This is a genomic window from Pseudomonas sp. P9_35 (assembly GCF_034008205.1).
GTDB lineage: Bacteria > Pseudomonadota > Gammaproteobacteria > Pseudomonadales > Pseudomonadaceae > Aquipseudomonas > Aquipseudomonas kilonensis.
In genome coordinates this window covers 958,209-975,133 of record NZ_CP125373.1, presented here as the reverse complement: position 1 = coordinate 975,133, position 16,925 = coordinate 958,209, and the positions used below count along the sequence as shown (strand labels likewise).

Below are 16,925 nucleotides of genomic sequence, written 5' to 3'. Positions count from 1 at the left end.
CATCGAGCGGATTGCCCCATGTCCCGACAACGGCTTGCATTTGCCTGGATCGCCTGCTTCGCAGTGCTGTTCAACATGCTTGCCATGCCGCTTTCCAACAGTGGCGGTGCAACCGCCAATTCGCCAGCCGAGCAAGTGCTGTGGGGCAGTTTCTGTTCCTCCAGCGGCACAAAGATGCTGGCGATTTCCCTGGGCAAACTCGAACAAGACACACCGCAGAAAGACAATCACTCGACGATGCAGCATTGCTGGTGCTGCTCAGGCTCAGCGCCGTTGGTGGCGCTCGCCGGGCATGTCCCGCAGTTGTACCTGGATGCACAGCTGGCCCATCGCAGTGCCGTCCACTCGACGCTCGACAGCCCCACGCCACGCCAGCAATGGCCCAGCCTCAACCCTCGCGCTTCGCCTCTGGCCTGATTCTTCCCGCATCAAACTGCGCCCCTGAATCGTTCCGGAGAATTGCCATGTTGAACAGACTTATCCTGCTGGCTGCCCTATTGCTTCCCGTCGGCTTCGCCCAAGCTCACCAGTACAAGGTGGGCGAACTTGAGATCGCCCATCCGTGGTCCCAGGAGTTGCCGCCCAATGCGCCGACCGTGGCCGCGTATTTCGTGATTCACAACGGCGGCACGACCGCCGACAAGCTGCTCAGCGTCGACTCGCCGATTGCCGGCAAGGCCGAGCTCCATGAGCATGTGATGCAAAACGACCTGATGAAAATGCAGCCGGTGCCCGTCGTCGATATCGCCCCCGGTGCGACCGTCACCTTCGCGCCGATGGCGTATCACGTGATGCTGCTGGACCTGAAGGACCGCAGCCTGCTCAGCGATGGCAAACGCTTTGCCATGACCCTGCATTTTGAAAAAGCCGGGGATGTCACGGTCGACGTCGCGGTGCAGAAAAAAGCACCCGACGGCACCAAGACGCACATGCACGCCCAGTAGTCGTAGCCGCCCGTGCAACCTCTTCGCGCCAGGCAGTCCATGCCCCGCCGTCAGCCCATGAGCCTGACACGCGGCAGCTGGATCAGCCTGTTCGCCATGCTGATGATCTTTATCGGCCCGCTGATTTCCCAGTCGATGCCGATGGGTCAGCGTATGTCCATGCCTGTGTCCATGGACATGAACATGGAGATGGGCATGGACATGTCGGCGCACGAAGCGCCGGCAGCCGAACACTGCCCGCCCCAGAGCGAGCATCATGCGCTTTGGGAAAAATGCGGCTATTGCAGCCTGCTGTTCAATTGCCCCGCACTGCCTGGCGGTCACACCTTCGCCGTTTTCGACACGCCACACACCACCCCCCACACCAGCCCTTCCCCACGCCTGGGCCATGCCCGGCCTGCGTTCTTCCCGGGTGCCCGCACCCGCGCACCGCCCCTCGACGCGTAAGCCGACACTTACCTCACTCGGTCGTACAAGACAGTCCCAAGCTGCCCGACCGTGTCGTCTACGTTTGTTCGATGGAATCATCATGTCCAGGTTTTCTGCTGGCACCGCGTTGGGCTCTGCCCAGGTTCGCTGCCCCCTGAACGAGCCACGAGTTCGTTTACGCCAAACCATCGCCGCCCTGTGCGGCCTGCTGCTCACCCCACTCGTACTTGCCGATGAGCACGAGCATCACGACAAGCAGGTCGAAGAACTGAGCCCGACGGTCATCACCGCCATCGCCCCCAGCTCGCCCCTGACCGTCGTCACCAATCCCAAGGACCCGCGTCAACCGGTGCCGGCCAGTGACGGCGGCGACTACCTCAAGACCATCCCCGGCTTCGCCCTGGTACGCAACGGTGGCACCAATGGCGACCCGGTGTTGCGCGGCATGTTCGGCTCACGGCTGAACATCCTCACCAACGGCAGCATGCTGTTGGGTGCTTGCCCAGGCCGGATGGACGCGCCGACGTCCTACATATCGCCGGAAACCTACGACAAGCTCACGGTTATCAAAGGGCCGCAAACCGTGCTCTGGGGCCCCGGTGCCTCGGCCGGGACCGTGCTGTTCGAGCGCGAGCCGGAACAGTTCGGCGAGCTGGGCACTCGGGTCAACGCCAGTGTTCTGGCAGGCTCCAACGGCCGTTTCGACAAAGTGGTGGATGCCGCCGCCGGTGGGCCGCTGGGGTATGTACGGGTGATCGGCAATACCGCGCATTCGGACGATTACCGCGATGGCAACAACGACAGCGTGCCGTCGCGCTATGACAAGTGGAATGGCGACGTCACCCTCGGCTGGACGCCGGACGCCGATACCCTGCTGGAATTGACCGCCGGCAAGGGCGACGGTGAAGCGCGCTACGCCGGGCGTGGCATGGACGGCTCGCAGTTCAAGCGCGAAAGCCTCGGACTGCGTTTCGAGCGCTCGAACATTGGCGAGGTGCTGGACAAGGTCGAGGCCCAGGTCTACTACAACTACGCCGACCACGTGATGGACAACTACACGCTGCGCACGCCGTCCGGCACCGGGATGATGGCTGGGCCCATGGCCTCCAACGTCGACCGCCGCACCCTCGGCGCCCGCATCAAGGCCACCTGGCGCTGGGCCGATGTACAGTTGATCAGCGGCCTCGACGCCCAGACCAACGAGCATCGCCAACGCAGCAGCATGGGTGTGGACACCTACAAGGACCTGCCGTACACCAAGGACGCCGACTTCCACAATTACGGCGTGTTCGGCGAGCTGACCTGGTACGCCGCCGACCGCGACAGGGTGATCACCGGCGCCCGGCTCGACCGTGCCTCGGCCAAGGACTACCGCCAGAGTATCGGTTCCGGCATGTCGGCCCGACCCAACCCCACCGCCGATGACACCCGTGCCGACACGCTGCCCAGCGGTTTCGTCCGCTACGAACACGACCTGGATGACAGCCCCACCACCCTTTATGCCGGTGTGGGTCACGCGCAACGCTTCCCGGACTACTGGGAGCTGTTCTCGGCGAATGTCGGCCCCAGCGGCTCGCTGAATGCCTTCGACGCGATCAAGCCGGAGAAAACCACCCAGCTCGACTTCGGCCTGCAGTACAAGACCGAAACCCTCGAAGCCTGGGCGTCGGGTTATATCGGCCAGGTGCGCGACTACATCCTGTTCGACTACACCCCCGGGATGATGGGCACCACCTCCCGGGCCGAGAACATCGATGCGCGGATCATGGGCGCTGAATTGGGTGCGGCCTACAAGCTGACCGAGCGCTGGAAAGCCGACGCCACCCTGGCCTATGCCTGGGGCAAGAACAGCAGCGACGACAGCGCCCTGGCGCAAATGCCGCCGCTGGACGCGCGCCTGGGCCTGACCTACAGCGAAGACCGCTGGAGCGCCGGCGCCCTGTGGCGGGTGGTGGCGGCGCAGCACCGGGTCGACGAGAACAAGGGCAATGTGGTCGGCAAGGACTACGGCAAGAGTTCGGGCTTCGGCGTGTTCTCACTCAACGGCGCCTACCGCATCAACCAGCACTGGAAGGTCAGCAGCGGCGTCGACAACCTGTTCGGCAAAGCCTACGCCGAGCACTTGAACCTGGCCGGCAACGCCGGGTTCGGCTACCCGGCGAGCGATCCCCAGGCCATCAACGAACCGGGGCGCACGCTCTGGACCAAGGTGGATATGAGTTTCTAACCAGCACCGGAGATCTGTCAGCAAGGACACCACTGTGGGAGCGAGCTTGCTCGCGATGGCGTTGTGTCAGTCGACATCAATGCCGCTGAACCACCGCTATCGCGAGCAAGCTCGCTCCCACAGTGGTTCGTTTCCACCTTGACTGACCGCACAACATAACAACCCAATTTGCCCTGCGGAGCGCTTTCTGATGAGCCAACCGAAACCCAATTTCTACAACCTGGCCTGGCGCTGGCATTTTTATGCCGGGCTGTTCGTGGCGCCCTTCATGGTGATGCTGGCCCTGACCGGGATCATTTACCTGTTCAAGCCGCAACTCGATCCACTGATGTACGGCAGCCTGTTGAACGTGCCGGCCGGGCATCACACCCTGGCGGCGGACGACCTGCTCAAGCAGATCCACCAGGCCTACCCCCAAGGCCAGGTCAAACAGTACCTGCCACCGGTCAACGCCGAGCGCAGCGCGCAATTCGTGGTGATCGACAAGGGCCGGGAACTGAATGTGTTCATCGACCCGTATCACGGCGATGTCCTCGGTGAGCAGGATGCGAAGAACAACCTGCAAGCCATGGCCCGGGCCATCCACGGCGAGTTGCTGATCGGCACGGTCGGTGACCGGCTGGTGGAAATGGCCGCCGGCTGGGGCGTGGTGCTGGTGGTCTCCGGACTGTACCTGTGGTGGCCGCGCGGGCAATCGTCAGCCGGCGTGCTGTGGCCGCGCTGGAGCGCGCGCGGTCGGCTGTTCTGGCGTGACCTGCACGTGGTCGTCGGTTTCTGGGGCGCAGCATTGCTGCTGGTGATGCTGCTCAGCGGCATGACCTGGACCGGCTTCTGGGGCAAGCAATACGCCAACCTCTGGAACCGCTTCCCGGCGGCGATGTGGAATGACGTGCCCAAGTCCGACGTCGAGGCCGGCAGCCTCAACAACGCCCATCGCCAGACCGTGCCGTGGGCGGTGGAAAACACGCCAATGCCGATGTCCGGCGACCATGCCGAGCACATGGGCCACGGCGGCATGCACGAAGGCCCCGCCGCCCCAACTGTCAGCCTGCAAGCGGTGCAGGACATCGCCACTGAACGCCAGGTCACGCCCGGCTACAGCATCACCCTGCCGACCACGTCCACTGGCGTGTTCACCGTCGCCGTGTTTGCCGACGACCCGCGCAACGATGCCACCCTGCACGTGGACCAATACACCGGCAAGGTCCTGGCCGATGTGCGCTGGGAGCACTACGGCGTCGTGGCCCGCGCCACCGAAACCGGGGTGATGCTGCACGAAGGCAAGATGTTCGGCCCGCTGAACCAGATCATCGTGCTGCTGATTTGCCTGATGATCCTGCTCAGCGCCGTGAGTGGTGTGGTGCTCTGGTGGAAACGCCGGCCAGAGGGCAAGTTCGGCGTACCGCCGCTGCGTCACGACCTGCCGACCTGGAAGACCGGGGTGTTCATCATGCTGGCCCTGGCGGTGGTGTTTCCGTTGGTGGGGGCGTCGCTGGTGGTGGTGTGGTTGCTGGATCGCCTCGTCACCCGCTTCAATCGCCAGCCTGAGATTGCCTCATCTTCAAACTGAAGACAGTGCGTTAACGGAAGGCGGCGCGAAACCTCTACAATCGCGCCCACCTTTCAAACGGTGAACACCATCCCTTGTGGGAGCGAGCTTGCTCGCGATTGCAGTCGGTCAGTCACATCTCTATCGGCTGACACACCGCTATCGCGAGCAAGCTCGCTCCCACAAGGGATTGGGGGGCCGATCCAATAACTTGAGTAAATGCATGACCTCCCTAACCCTCTCCCACCTCGCCTGGACGCCCCTGGGCCATGGCCACTGTCATCACCAGTTCCAGCTGCGTGACGTGACGTTGCAGGTGGCGGCCGGGGAGTTTGTCGGGTTGATCGGGCCCAACGGCAGTGGCAAGACCAGCCTGTTGCGCTGCGCCTATCGCTTCAGCCGGCCGGAACATGGCGAGGTGAAACTCGATCATCACAACGTCTGGAAACAGTCCTCGCGCTGGTGCGCCCAACGCATCGCCGTGGTCCTGCAAGAGTTTCCCGACGCCTTCGGCCTGACGGTGGAAGAAGTGGTCGCCATGGGCCGCACGCCCCACAAAGGTCTGTTCGACGGCGACAATCACGACGATCGTCGGCTAGTGCTCCAGGCACTGGAAGCGGCCGGGCTTGCAGGCTTTGGCGATCATGCATTCGCCACCCTCTCGGGCGGAGAGAAGCAACGGGTGATCCTTGCCCGGGCCCTGGCCCAGCAACCGCAGTTGTTGATCCTCGACGAGCCGACCAACCACCTCGACCCCCACTATCAATTGCAATTGCTGCAACTGATCAAGGGCCTGGGCATCGGCACCCTCGCCAGCCTCCACGACCTGAACCTGGCCGCCGCCTTCTGCGACCGCCTGTACGTGATCGAACACGGGCGCATCGTCGCCAGCGGCACGCCCAAGGACGTCCTCACCGTCGAGCTGTTGCGCGAGGTGTTCGGCATCGAAGCCCTGGTGGATGAACACCCGCTGTCCAGCTACCCACGAATCACCTGGATAACCCAACCATGACTTTGCGTTCCCTGCTGTTGCTGCCCTTGCTGCTAGGCAGCGCCCACGCCCTGGCCGAAGCCACCCACTACCCGTTGACGATACAAAGCTGCAATCGCCAGGTGGTGTTCAACGAGGCACCTCGGCACGCGGTCAGCCATGACATCAACATGACCCAGATGATGCTCACCCTGGGCCTCAAGCCGCGCATGGTCGGCTACAGCGGCATCAGCGGCTGGAAATCGGTGACGCCCGAGATGGCCAGGATCCTTGATGGCCTGCCGGAACTGGCCGCCAAATACCCATCGGTGGAAACTTTGCTCAATGCCAACGTCGATTTTTTCTTCGCCGGCTGGGACTACGGCATGCGCGTGGGCGGCGACCTGACCCCACAGACCCTGCAACCGCTGGGCATCAATGTCTACGAGTTGACCGAGTCCTGCGCATTCGTGATGAAACGTCCGGCGGCCTCCCTGGAGGACACCTACAACGACCTGCGCAACCTCGGCAAGATCTTCGACGTGCAGGATCGCGCCAACGCGTTGATCGCCACGATGCAGGCCCAGGTGGCCGAAGTGCGCAAGCACCTGCCCGCCCAGCAACCGCGTGTGTTCCTGTACGACAGCGGCGAAGACCGCGCCATGACCTCCGGGCGCCTGGGCATGCCCCAGGCCCTGATCGACGCGGCCGGTGGGCGCAACATCCTCGATGACGTGGAAACCAGTTGGACCCGGGTGAACTGGGAGAACGTGGTCGAGCGCAACCCGCAGGTCATCGTGATCGTCGACTACGGCGAAGTCAGCGCCGAGCAGAAACAGCAATTCCTGATGAACAACCCGGCCCTGCAATCGGTGGAGGCGATCCAGCAACGGCGCTTCATTGTGATTCCCTACGTGCAGGCCACGCCGGGCATCGATAACGTGCTGGCGGTGCAAACCCTGGCGCGGGGTTTTCACGGCCAATGAACGGTCGTCGCTACGGCGCCCTGCTGATGGTCCTCGGCGCACTGCTGCTGGTATCGTGCGTGGTGTCCTTGGGTTTCGGGCCGGCGCGGGTGCCAGTGGCCGTGGTCTGGGACATCCTGCTGAACAAGGCCTTCGGAGTGGGTGACGTGCATTGGACGCCCGGCCAGGAGCATATCGTCTGGCTGATCCGCGTCCCGCGGCTGCTGCTCGGTGCCTTGGTCGGCGCCGGGCTGGCGTTGATCGGTGCGGTGCTGCAAGCCGTCACGCGCAACCCGCTGGCGGACCCGCACCTGCTGGGCGTCACTTCTGGCGCGACCCTGGGAGCGGTGATCGTGGTGCTGCATGTCGGCGAGATTGTCGGCCTGCTGACCCTGCCGCTGGCGGCGTTCATCGGTGCGCTGCTGAGCATGCTGCTGGTGCTGACCATCGCTGCCCGTCAGGGTCGTCTGGAAAGTGATCGCCTGTTGTTGTGCGGCGTGGCGGTGTCCTTCGTGATGATGGCGGCGGCCAACCTGTTGTTGTTCCTCGGTGACCATCGCGCCAGTTCGGCGGTGATGTTCTGGATGCTCGGCGGCCTGGGCCTGGCCCGCTGGGAACTGCTGGCGGTGCCGGCGGCCAGTGTGGTGCTGGGACTGGTGTTGCTGCTGGGCATGGCCCGCCCGCTGAACGCGCTGATGGCCGGCGAACAGACCGCAGTGACCCTGGGCCTGAACGCGGCGAAGGTGCGGTTGTGGATCTTCTTGATCGCCTCGCTGATGACCGGCGTGCTGGTGTCCATCAGCGGCTCGATTGGTTTTGTCGGGCTGATGGTGCCGCACATCGCCCGGCGCCTGGTGGGCGCCGAGCATCGTCGGTTGCTGCCGGCCTGCGTGCTGCTTGGCAGCCTGTTCCTGGTGTGGGTGGACGTGGCGGCACGGACGTTGATCGCGCCGGAAGACTTGCCGATTGGGGTCGCGACAGCCGCTATCGGCGGGCTGTTTTTCATTGGCCTGATGCGACGTCGCTGAGCGGCGTCTTTTCCTGAATCACAAAAATCACCTGTGGGAGCGAGCTTGCTCGCGATGGCGATGGATCAGTCGAATTAGAGGTGACTGACACACCGCTATCGCGAGCAAGCTCGCTCCCACAGGGGCATCGCAATTCCCTCGCCCCAATGTGGCGCACCTCCTCGCACCAGCCCCCGCATTGCGTTCACTCATGGTGCAACCGCTCGAACACGTCCCACGCCAACCCCGCATTTCAAAGCCTTCCCCCAACCGGGCACACCCCTTGCAAAAGCGCTTTCAGCGTTTGCATCTGCCCTCAAAAAAAATTCATAAGTCCACGGAGATCGCACAATGAAGCGTCGTAGCTTGATCAAGGCTTTTACACTCTCGGCAAGCATTGCCGCGATGGGCATGGCCTGGACCGTCCAGGCCGCCGAGACCATCAAGGTCGGCATCCTGCATTCGCTGTCCGGCACCATGGCGATCTCCGAGACGTCCCTCAAGGACATGGCGTTGATGACCATTGATGAGATCAACGCCAAGGGTGGTGTGAACGGCAAGAAGCTTGAAGCGGTGGTCGTGGACCCGGCGTCGAACTGGCCGCTGTTCGCCGAAAAGGGCCGTCAGTTGCTGACCCAGGACAAGGTCGCCGTGGTGTTCGGCTGCTGGACGTCGGTGTCGCGTAAATCCGTGTTGCCCGTGTTCGAAGAACTCAATGGGCTGCTGTTCTACCCGGTGCAATACGAAGGTGAAGAGATGTCGCCAAACGTGTTCTACACCGGCGCCGCGCCGAACCAGCAGGCGATTCCGGCGGTGGAATACCTGATGAGCGAAGAAGGCGGCAGCGCCAAGCGTTATTTCCTGCTGGGCACCGACTACGTCTACCCGCGCACCACCAACAAGATCCTGCGCTCGTTCCTGCACTCCAAAGGGGTGGCGGACAAGGACATCGAAGAGGTCTACACCCCGTTCGGCCACAGCGATTACCAGACCATCGTGGCCAACATCAAGAAGTTCTCGGCTGGCGGCAAGACCGCGGTTATCTCCACGGTCAACGGCGACTCCAACGTGCCGTTCTATAAAGAACTGGCGAACCAGGGCCTGAAAGCCACCGACGTACCGGTCGTGGCGTTCTCGGTGGGCGAAGAGGAACTGCGCGGCATCGACACCAAACCGTTGGTGGGTAACCTGGCGGCGTGGAACTACTTCGAATCCGTGGAGAATCCGGCGAACAAGAAATTCGTCGATTCCTGGAAAGCCTACGCCAAGGCCAAGAACCTGCCAGGCGCCGACAAAGCCGTGACCAACGACCCGATGGAAGCCACCTACGTCGGCATCCACATGTGGGCGCAAGCCGTGGAAAAAGCCAAGTCCACCGACGTCGACAAAGTCCGCGAAGCCCTGGCCGGCCAGACCTTCGCCGCACCATCGGGCTACACCCTGACCATGGACAAGACCAACCATCACCTGCACAAGCCAGTGATGATCGGCGAGATCCAGGCCGACGGTCAGTTCAACGTGGTATGGCAGACCGAAGGCCCGATCCGCGCGCAACCGTGGAGCCCGTTCATCGCCGGCAACGACAAGAAGCCTGACTATGCGGTGAAGAGCAACTGAGCCCATGGGTGTCGGCCCCCAATCCCCGGGTCGACACACAACCCCTGTGGGAGCGAGCTTGCTCGCGATAGCGGCGGATCAGCCAGAAGACATGTGACTGACACACCGCTATCGCGAGCAAGCTCGCTCCCACAAAAAAGCACCGCGCAAGGCCTAGCATATGCCCACCGCCCTTTACCGCCTCATCCTCGCCCTGGTGCTGCTGTTGCCACTGGAGGCCCACGCCGGTGACGCCGAAGACTTCGTCGCCGCCAACCCGACCCAGCAGGCCAAGCTCCTGGAGACCTGGGCCGCGCAGCCGGAGCCGGAACGCGTCGAACTGATCAACGCCCTGCAACAGGGCCAGTTGACCGTCGACGGCCAACCCAAGACCCTGCGCTTGAACAACCGCTTGCGCGGGCTGATCGAAACCGCCCTCGCCAGCCATCAATTGCTCGCCGTCGATGCCCGCGTACGCCTTGGCGCGGCGCAGCAACTGCAAAAAAGTGCCCGCCCGGCGCAACTGGCGTTTCTCGACCGGCAACTGGCCGGCGAGCAGGACGAAGATGTACACGCCGCCCTGAGCCTGGCCCTGGCGAACCTGCAACTGGTAGACGCCAACCCGGGCGTACGCCTGGCCGCCGTCCGCCTGCTGGGGGAAACCGGCGATCCATTGGCCCGCACACGCCTGGAAGGTTTGCTTGAGCCCGGCGTCGAAAGCGATGCCAGTGTGCGCACCGCTGCCGAAACCAGCCTCAGCCAGGTCAAACGCAAACTCCTGGTGGGCGAGTTGCTGGGCCAAGCCTTCAGCGGCATGTCCCTGGGTTCGATCCTGCTGCTCGCCGCCCTCGGCCTGGCCATCACCTTCGGCCTGCTGGGGGTGATCAACATGGCCCACGGCGAGATGCTGATGCTGGGTGCCTACTCCACTTATGTGGTGCAGATGCTGTTCCAGCGCTTCGCCCCGAACGCCATCGAGTTCTATCCGCTGATCGCCCTGCCGGTGGCCTTTTTCATTACCGCCGCGATCGGCATGGCCCTGGAGCGCACGGTGATTCGCCACCTCTACGGGCGGCCGCTGGAAACCCTGCTCGCCACCTGGGGCATCAGCCTGATGCTGATCCAACTGGTGCGCCTGGTGTTCGGCGCGCAGAACGTCGAAGTCGCCAACCCGGCCTGGCTCTCAGGCGGCATTCAGGTGTTGCCGAATCTGGTGCTGCCATACAACCGCATCGTGATCATCGCCTTTGCCTTGTTCGTGGTGGTGCTGACCTGGCTGTTGCTGAACAAGACGCGCCTGGGCCTTAACGTCCGCGCGGTGACGCAGAACCGCAACATGGCCGCCTGCTGCGGCGTGCCCACCGGGCGGGTGGACATGCTCGCCTTCGGCCTCGGCTCGGGCATCGCCGGGTTGGGCGGCGTGGCCCTGAGCCAGATCGGTAACGTCGGCCCGGACCTGGGCCAGAGCTACATCATCGACTCGTTCCTGGTGGTGGTGCTCGGCGGCGTCGGCCAGTTGGCCGGTAGCGTGTTCGCCGCGTTCGGCCTGGGCATCGCCAACAAGATCCTCGAACCGCAGATCGGCGCCGTGCTCGGCAAGATCCTGATCCTCGCGCTGATCATTCTGTTCATTCAGAAGCGTCCGCAAGGCCTCTTCGCGCTCAAAGGACGGGTAATCGACTGATGAACCAGCCCCTGATGCTCACGGCCACGCAAAAGGCCGGTCCCAAAATTACCCTCGTCGTCGGCATGTTGATCCTGGCCGTGCTGTTGAGCCTGCCGCTACTGTCACTGTTGGCGGCGGACAATCCGCTGCACGTCTCGGCGTATACCCTGACCCTGGTGGGCAAGATTCTCTGCTACGCCATCGTCGCCCTGGCCCTCGACCTGGTCTGGGGCTACGCCGGCTTGCTCTCCCTGGGCCACGGCCTGTTCTTCGCCCTGGGCGGCTACGCCATGGGCATGTACCTGATGCGCCAGGCCGCTGGCGATGGCTTGCCGGCGTTCATGACCTTCTTGTCGTGGACCGAGCTGCCCTGGTACTGGGCCGGCACCGACAGTTTCCTCTGGGCCATGTGCCTGGTGGTGCTGGCGCCGGGTTTGCTGGCGTTGGTGTTCGGTTTCTTCGCCTTCCGTTCGCGGATCAAGGGCGTGTATTTCTCGATCATGACCCAGGCCCTGACCTTCGCCGGGATGCTGTTGTTTTTCCGCAACGAAACCGGGTTTGGCGGCAACAACGGCTTCACCAATTTCCGCTCGATCCTGGGCTTTGGCATCACCGAGCCGGGCACCCGTGCGGTGCTGTTTTTCGCCACGGTGTTATTGCTGGTGGCGAGCCTGTTCATCGGCTGGCGCCTGGCCCGCAGCAAGTTCGGCCGGGTGCTGACGGCCCTGCGCGACGCGGAAAACCGCCTGATGTTCTGCGGTTACGATCCCCGTGGTTTCAAGCTGTTCGTCTGGGTGTTGAGCGCGGTGTTGTGCGGCCTGGCCGGGGCGTTGTACGTGCCGCAGGTGGGCATCATCAACCCCAGCGAAATGTCGCCGACCAACTCCATCGAGGCCGCCGTGTGGGTCGCCCTTGGCGGGCGCGGCACGCTGATCGGACCGCTGCTGGGTGCCGGCGTAGTCAACGGCATGATGAGCTGGTTCACCGTGGCGTTTCCTGAGTACTGGCTATTTTTCCTCGGTGCGCTGTTCATCGTCGTGACCCTGTATCTGCCCAAGGGCGTGATCGGTCTGCTGAAGAAAAGAGGTGAACAATGAGAATCACAGCGAGTGCCGAATTCATGCTCGAACCCGCCTTCTTCCCGCCGGAACCCAACCAGGACGCTGGCAGCAGCCGCGACGCCATCGGCCTCGGCCAAGCGGCCGGCGTGGGCCTGAACACCCGCCACGGCACCATCCTGACCCTGGAAGACATCAGCGTCAGTTTCGACGGTTTCAAGGCCTTGAACGATTTGAACCTGTACATCGGCGTCGGCGAGTTGCGCTGCATCATCGGCCCCAACGGCGCCGGCAAGACCACGCTGATGGACGTGATCACCGGCAAGACCTGCCCCAGCCATGGCAAGGCCTGGTTCGGCGAAACCCTGGACCTGACCAGCATGAGCGAAGTGGCGATCGCCCAGGCCGGCATCGGTCGCAAGTTCCAGAAACCCACGGTGTTCGAAGCGTTGAGCGTGTTCGAAAACCTGGAGCTGGCGCTCAAGACCGACAAATCGGTGTGGGCCAGCCTGCGGGCGAAACTCACTGGCGAGCAGCACGATCGCATCAGCGAAGTGCTCGAGACCATCCGCCTCACCACCTCGGTCAACCGCGCCGCCGGGTTGCTGTCCCACGGGCAGAAGCAGTTCCTGGAGATTGGCATGCTGCTGGTGCAAGACCCGCAATTGCTGCTGCTCGACGAACCGGTGGCGGGCATGACCGACGCCGAGACCGAGTTCACCGCCGAGCTGTTCAAGTCCTTGGCGGGCAAGCATTCGCTGATGGTGGTGGAGCACGACATGGGCTTCGTCGGCGCGATCGCCGACCACGTCACCGTGCTGCACCAGGGCAGCGTGCTGGCCGAAGGGTCGCTGGAACAGGTGCAGGAAAATGAGCGGGTGATCGAGGTGTATCTCGGTCGCTAGACCTGCAAACACTGTTCCCCTGTGGGAGCGAGCCTGTGGGAGCAAAGCTTCCTCGCGATAGCAGCGCCTCGGTCCATCGGAAGGACCGCGTTATCGTTCATCGCGAGCAAGCTTTGCTCCCACAGAAAGGTATTGCTTCTACAGAAAGCTATTGCTCCCACAGGGGATTTGAGGGGAATTCAAGACATGCTGCAAGTCGACAAACTGCACCAGTACTACGGCGGTAGCCACATCCTGCGGGGCCTGTCGTTCGACGCCAAGGTCGGCGAGGTGACCTGCCTGCTGGGGCGCAACGGCGTAGGCAAGACCACCCTGCTCAAATGCCTGATGGGCCTGTTGCCGGCCAAGGAAGGTGCGGTGAATTGGGAAGGCAAAGCCATCACTACGTTCAAGCCACACCAACGGGTGCATGCCGGCATCGCCTACGTGCCCCAGGGCCGGGAGATTTTCGGGCGGCTGACGGTGGAAGAAAACCTGCTGATGGGCCTGTCGCGCTTTCCCGGCTCCGAAGCCAAGGAAGTGCCGGCATTCATCTACGAATTGTTCCCGGTGCTGCTGCAAATGAAACAGCGTCGTGGCGGTGACCTGTCCGGCGGCCAGCAACAGCAGCTCGCCATTGGCCGGGCCCTGGCCAGCCGTCCGCGCCTGCTGATTCTCGACGAGCCCACCGAAGGCATCCAGCCCTCGGTGATCAAGGAGATCGGCGTGGTGATCAAGAAACTGGCGGCCCGGGGCGACATGGCGATTTTGCTGGTGGAGCAGTTCTACGACTTCGCCGCCGAGCTGGCCGATCAGTACCTGGTGATGTCCCGGGGCGAGATCGTGCAGCAGGGCCGTGGAGAAAATATGGAAACCGAGGGTGTGCGCGGGCTGGTTACGATCTAGCCTTAGCGTCCCGACGATCATTAGAAAATCATGAATCTACCTGTTTCGTCATCAGCCCTGTTCACCCCCAGCTGGCACGCCGAGCTGGACTTGGGTTATGCCCGATTCGGCGACTGCACACGTCCGGTACAGCGCCGCCACAAAGGTCCGCTGCGGGTGCAGAAGCACTTGTACGCCGAGGGCCCCGAAGTGTGCCAGCACATCATCGTCCACCCGCCCGGCGGGATTGCCGGCGGTGACCGCCTGGACATCTCGGCCCACGTCGGCCCGGGCGCCTGGGCGCAGTTGACCAGCCCGGGCGCGGCCAAGTGGTATCGCGCCGCCGGCCCTGCGTACCAGCAGTTGACCCTGAGCGTGGCCCCCGGCGCGACCCTGGAATGGCTGCCCCAGGAAACCATCGTCTTCAGCGCGGCCCAGGCCGAACTCAGCACGAGCATCGACTTGCAGGGCGACGGGCGCCTGTTCTACTGGGACATGGTTGCCCTCGGCCGACCGGCCAGCGGCGAGCGGTTTGACCTGGGGCACTTTCAATCACGGCTGGACATTCGCCGCGACGGCCAGTTGCTGTGGCACGAGCGCCAGCGCATTGTGGGCGGTGATGGGTTGCTCGACTCACCCATCGGGCTGGGCGGCGATCCGGTGTTCGCCACGTTGCTGGTGACCGGCGAGATCGACAGCGAATTGCTGGAACACTGCCGATCCCTGGGCCATGCCGTGCGCGGCGACCTGACCCAATTACCCGGCCTGGTCGTGGCCCGCTGCCTGGCGAGCGAGGCGTTGCTGGCGCGGGGGTGGTTGATTGAGTTGTGGCGTTTACTCAGGCCTGCATTGCTTGGCAGAGAGGCCGTGCCACCCCGAATCTGGAGCACATGAATCTGCTTTTCCTGTGGGAGCGAGCTTGCTCGCGATAGCGGTGTATCAGCCAACGGCTATGTTGAATGTTCGATTGCTATCGCGAGCAAGCTCGCTCCCACAGTGGAATGGGTTTACAGCGAAAATTTTTTATCTGCCCTTATGGATTGCACATGGACCTGACCCCACGCGAAAAAGACAAGCTGCTGATCTTCACCGCCGGCCTCGTCGCCGAACGACGGTTGGCCCGTGGCCTGAGGCTCAACTACCCGGAGGCCATGGCCTACATTTCCGCGGCCCTGCTCGAAGGCGCCCGTGACGGCCAGACCGTCGCCGAGCTGATGCACTACGGCACCACGCTGCTGAGCCGCGAGCAGGTGATGGAAGGCATTCCGGAAATGATCCCCGAGATCCAGGTCGAGGCGACGTTTCCCGACGGCACCAAACTGGTCACCGTCCACCAACCCATCGCCTGAGGCCACGCCATGACTTACCGCGTGCGTGACGCCCAACTGGCGGACCTGCCAGCGATCCGCGATATCTACAACGACGCGGTACTGAACACCACCGCGATCTGGAACGAACAGGCCGTGGACCTGGGCAATCGCCAGGCGTGGTTCAGCGCCCGACAATCCCAAGGCTATCCGGTGCTGGTGATGGTCGACGCCGAGGAGAACGTGCTCGGCTACGCTTCATTCGGCGACTGGCGGCCTTTCGACGGTTTCCGGCACACCGTGGAGCATTCGGTCTACGTCCGCCGCGACCAGCGCGGCAATGGCCTCGGCCCGTTGTTGATGAGCGCATTGATCGAGCGCGCCAGGGCCTGCGGCAAACACGTGATGGTCGCCGCCATCGAGAGCGGCAATACCGCCTCGATTCGCCTGCACGAGCGCGCAGGTTTCGTCACCACCGGGCAGATGCCCCAGGTGGGTACCAAGTTCGGCCGCTGGCTGGATCTGACTTTCATGCAGTTGGTCCTCAATCCCGGGGCGCAACCGCCCGTCTTCGACAAGGAGTGATGCCTATGAACCCCGCCCAGTTACGTCGTGTCCACGCTGAAAGCTTTGCGCATTATCGCCAGGGCCTGATCGATCTGTTGCTCGACGCCGTCGGATACGGCGCCAGCGTGGGGTTCCTGGCCGATCTCGATGCCGACCAGGCCCGCGCCTATTTCGACGAGGTCCAGGCCAGCCTCAACCAGGGCCACCTGCTGCTGTGGGTGGTGGTCAAGGATGAACAGGTGCAGGCCAGCGTCCAGCTTGCCCTGTGCCAGAAGCCCAACGGCCTCAACCGCGCCGAAGTGCAGAAGCTGCTGGTGCGCGGCGAGGCCCGCCGCCGTGGCCTGGGCCAGCAATTGATGAGTGCCCTGGAACTCGGCGCCCGCCAGCACAAGCGCGGCCTGCTGTACCTCGACACCCAGGCCGGCTCCGAGGCCGAGGCGTTCTACCGGGCCATGGGCTACACCCGCGTCGGCGAGCTGCCCGACTACTGCCAGAGCCCGGACGGGACGTATACCGCGACCACCATTTACTACAAGACTTTGGGGCAACCGCAATGATTCCAGGGCAATACCAGGTCCAGCCTGGCGACATCGAACTCAACGTCGGTCGCCGCACGCTCACGCTGAACGTCGCCAACAGCGGCGACCGGCCGATCCAGGTCGGTTCGCACTATCACTTTTTCGAAACCAACGACGCCCTGACCTTCGACCGCGCCGCCAGCCGCGGCATGCGCTTGAACATCCCGGCCGGCACCGCAGTGCGCTTCGAACCTGGCCAGAGCCGCGAGGTGGAACTGGTGGACCTGGCCGGGCATCGCCGGGTGTTCGGGTTTGCCGGGCGGGTCATGGGCGAATTGGACTAAGCGTCAGCT

The 16,925-nt window shown here is 63.5% G+C and carries 18 protein-coding genes; all 18 read left to right on the top strand.

Features of this window, described 5'->3' with window-relative positions; translation table 11 throughout:
- Nucleotides 1-18: 18 nt before the first annotated feature.
- The 18 genes from QMK47_RS04245 (at nt 19) to QMK47_RS04160 (ending at nt 16,916) form a co-directional block, all read left to right on the top strand.
- The gene (locus QMK47_RS04245) at nt 19-417 is read left to right on the top strand and encodes a DUF2946 domain-containing protein (protein ID WP_253471333.1); all 399 of its coding nucleotides are present in this window, start codon (nt 19-21) and stop codon (nt 415-417) included.
- Between the two features lie 47 nt (nt 418-464).
- Nucleotides 465-944, top strand: a complete 480-nt coding sequence (locus QMK47_RS04240; protein ID WP_018611909.1) for a copper chaperone PCu(A)C — start codon at nt 465-467, stop codon at nt 942-944.
- A gap of 57 nt (nt 945-1,001) precedes the next feature.
- On the top strand, nt 1,002-1,391 hold the full coding sequence (locus QMK47_RS04235; protein WP_253478390.1) for a DUF2946 domain-containing protein: 390 nt from the start codon (nt 1,002-1,004) through the stop codon (nt 1,389-1,391).
- Nucleotides 1,392-1,473: 82 nt separating this feature from the next.
- Entirely contained in the window at nt 1,474-3,600 is a 2,127-nt protein-coding gene (locus QMK47_RS04230) for a TonB-dependent copper receptor (RefSeq protein WP_320389837.1), read from the top strand.
- 190 nt (nt 3,601-3,790) lie between these two features.
- Entirely contained in the window at nt 3,791-5,170 is a 1,380-nt protein-coding gene (locus QMK47_RS04225; RefSeq protein ID WP_253471329.1) for a PepSY-associated TM helix domain-containing protein, read from the top strand.
- A gap of 202 nt (nt 5,171-5,372) precedes the next feature.
- On the top strand, nt 5,373-6,161 hold the full coding sequence (locus tag QMK47_RS04220; protein ID WP_258690281.1) for an ABC transporter ATP-binding protein: 789 nt from the start codon (nt 5,373-5,375) through the stop codon (nt 6,159-6,161).
- Nucleotides 6,158-7,105, top strand: coding sequence for an ABC transporter substrate-binding protein (locus tag QMK47_RS04215; RefSeq protein WP_320389836.1), 948 nt, complete (start codon nt 6,158-6,160; stop codon nt 7,103-7,105). Before QMK47_RS04220 ends, QMK47_RS04215 begins: the two co-directional genes overlap by 4 nt.
- Entirely contained in the window at nt 7,102-8,112 is a 1,011-nt protein-coding gene (locus tag QMK47_RS04210) for a FecCD family ABC transporter permease (RefSeq protein WP_053161797.1), read from the top strand. Before QMK47_RS04215 ends, QMK47_RS04210 begins: the two co-directional genes overlap by 4 nt.
- Before the next feature lie 330 nt (nt 8,113-8,442).
- Nucleotides 8,443-9,708 (top strand): urea ABC transporter substrate-binding protein, encoded by a 1,266-nt coding sequence (urtA, locus tag QMK47_RS04205; RefSeq protein ID WP_014336360.1) that lies wholly within the window; start codon nt 8,443-8,445, stop codon nt 9,706-9,708.
- 160 nt (nt 9,709-9,868) lie between these two features.
- Nucleotides 9,869-11,371 carry an urea ABC transporter permease subunit UrtB gene (gene urtB, locus QMK47_RS04200; protein WP_320389835.1) on the top strand — a complete coding sequence of 501 codons (1,503 nt, stop codon included), beginning with the start codon at nt 9,869-9,871 and terminating at the stop codon, nt 11,369-11,371.
- Nucleotides 11,371-12,450, top strand: coding sequence for an urea ABC transporter permease subunit UrtC (urtC, locus tag QMK47_RS04195; protein WP_320389834.1), 1,080 nt, complete (start codon nt 11,371-11,373; stop codon nt 12,448-12,450). The genes urtB and urtC overlap by 1 nt, the downstream gene beginning before the upstream one ends.
- Nucleotides 12,447-13,316: an urea ABC transporter ATP-binding protein UrtD gene (gene urtD / locus QMK47_RS04190; RefSeq protein ID WP_320389833.1), complete on the top strand. Its 870-nt coding sequence runs from the start codon at nt 12,447-12,449 to the stop codon at nt 13,314-13,316. Before urtC ends, urtD begins: the two co-directional genes overlap by 4 nt.
- A gap of 186 nt (nt 13,317-13,502) precedes the next feature.
- The gene (urtE, locus tag QMK47_RS04185) at nt 13,503-14,201 is read left to right on the top strand and encodes an urea ABC transporter ATP-binding subunit UrtE (RefSeq protein ID WP_253471314.1); all 699 of its coding nucleotides are present in this window, start codon (nt 13,503-13,505) and stop codon (nt 14,199-14,201) included.
- A gap of 30 nt (nt 14,202-14,231) precedes the next feature.
- Nucleotides 14,232-15,074 (top strand): urease accessory protein UreD, encoded by an 843-nt coding sequence (locus tag QMK47_RS04180; protein WP_253471312.1) that lies wholly within the window; start codon nt 14,232-14,234, stop codon nt 15,072-15,074.
- 152 nt (nt 15,075-15,226) lie between these two features.
- On the top strand, nt 15,227-15,529 hold the full coding sequence (gene ureA / locus QMK47_RS04175) for an urease subunit gamma (protein WP_116834063.1): 303 nt from the start codon (nt 15,227-15,229) through the stop codon (nt 15,527-15,529).
- 9 nt (nt 15,530-15,538) lie between these two features.
- The gene (locus QMK47_RS04170) at nt 15,539-16,072 is read left to right on the top strand and encodes an N-acetyltransferase family protein (RefSeq protein WP_320389832.1); all 534 of its coding nucleotides are present in this window, start codon (nt 15,539-15,541) and stop codon (nt 16,070-16,072) included.
- Between the two features lie 5 nt (nt 16,073-16,077).
- The gene (locus tag QMK47_RS04165; protein WP_018611882.1) at nt 16,078-16,611 is read left to right on the top strand and encodes a GNAT family N-acetyltransferase; all 534 of its coding nucleotides are present in this window, start codon (nt 16,078-16,080) and stop codon (nt 16,609-16,611) included.
- Nucleotides 16,608-16,916, top strand: a complete 309-nt coding sequence (locus tag QMK47_RS04160) for an urease subunit beta (protein ID WP_046064368.1) — start codon at nt 16,608-16,610, stop codon at nt 16,914-16,916. The genes QMK47_RS04165 and QMK47_RS04160 overlap by 4 nt, the downstream gene beginning before the upstream one ends.
- Nucleotides 16,917-16,925 lie beyond the last annotated feature (9 nt).

What these genes read in the sequence shown, in the direction of transcription:
- QMK47_RS04245 (WP_253471333.1), top strand. Translation starts at nt 19, where the DNA reads ATGTCCCGACAACGGCTTGCATTTGCCTGGATCGCCTGCTTCGCAGTG.
- QMK47_RS04240 (WP_018611909.1), top strand. Translation starts at nt 465, where the DNA reads ATGTTGAACAGACTTATCCTGCTGGCTGCCCTATTGCTTCCCGTCGGC.
- QMK47_RS04235 (WP_253478390.1), top strand. Translation starts at nt 1,002, where the DNA reads ATGAGCCTGACACGCGGCAGCTGGATCAGCCTGTTCGCCATGCTGATG.
- QMK47_RS04230 (WP_320389837.1), top strand. Translation starts at nt 1,474, where the DNA reads ATGTCCAGGTTTTCTGCTGGCACCGCGTTGGGCTCTGCCCAGGTTCGC.
- QMK47_RS04225 (WP_253471329.1), top strand. Translation starts at nt 3,791, where the DNA reads ATGAGCCAACCGAAACCCAATTTCTACAACCTGGCCTGGCGCTGGCAT.
- QMK47_RS04220 (WP_258690281.1), top strand. Translation starts at nt 5,373, where the DNA reads ATGACCTCCCTAACCCTCTCCCACCTCGCCTGGACGCCCCTGGGCCAT.
- QMK47_RS04215 (WP_320389836.1), top strand. Translation starts at nt 6,158, where the DNA reads ATGACTTTGCGTTCCCTGCTGTTGCTGCCCTTGCTGCTAGGCAGCGCC.
- QMK47_RS04210 (WP_053161797.1), top strand. Translation starts at nt 7,102, where the DNA reads ATGAACGGTCGTCGCTACGGCGCCCTGCTGATGGTCCTCGGCGCACTG.
- urtA (WP_014336360.1), top strand. Translation starts at nt 8,443, where the DNA reads ATGAAGCGTCGTAGCTTGATCAAGGCTTTTACACTCTCGGCAAGCATT.
- urtB (WP_320389835.1), top strand. Translation starts at nt 9,869, where the DNA reads ATGCCCACCGCCCTTTACCGCCTCATCCTCGCCCTGGTGCTGCTGTTG.
- urtC (WP_320389834.1), top strand. Translation starts at nt 11,371, where the DNA reads ATGAACCAGCCCCTGATGCTCACGGCCACGCAAAAGGCCGGTCCCAAA.
- urtD (WP_320389833.1), top strand. Translation starts at nt 12,447, where the DNA reads ATGAGAATCACAGCGAGTGCCGAATTCATGCTCGAACCCGCCTTCTTC.
- urtE (WP_253471314.1), top strand. Translation starts at nt 13,503, where the DNA reads ATGCTGCAAGTCGACAAACTGCACCAGTACTACGGCGGTAGCCACATC.
- QMK47_RS04180 (WP_253471312.1), top strand. Translation starts at nt 14,232, where the DNA reads ATGAATCTACCTGTTTCGTCATCAGCCCTGTTCACCCCCAGCTGGCAC.
- ureA (WP_116834063.1), top strand. Translation starts at nt 15,227, where the DNA reads ATGGACCTGACCCCACGCGAAAAAGACAAGCTGCTGATCTTCACCGCC.
- QMK47_RS04170 (WP_320389832.1), top strand. Translation starts at nt 15,539, where the DNA reads ATGACTTACCGCGTGCGTGACGCCCAACTGGCGGACCTGCCAGCGATC.
- QMK47_RS04165 (WP_018611882.1), top strand. Translation starts at nt 16,078, where the DNA reads ATGAACCCCGCCCAGTTACGTCGTGTCCACGCTGAAAGCTTTGCGCAT.
- QMK47_RS04160 (WP_046064368.1), top strand. Translation starts at nt 16,608, where the DNA reads ATGATTCCAGGGCAATACCAGGTCCAGCCTGGCGACATCGAACTCAAC.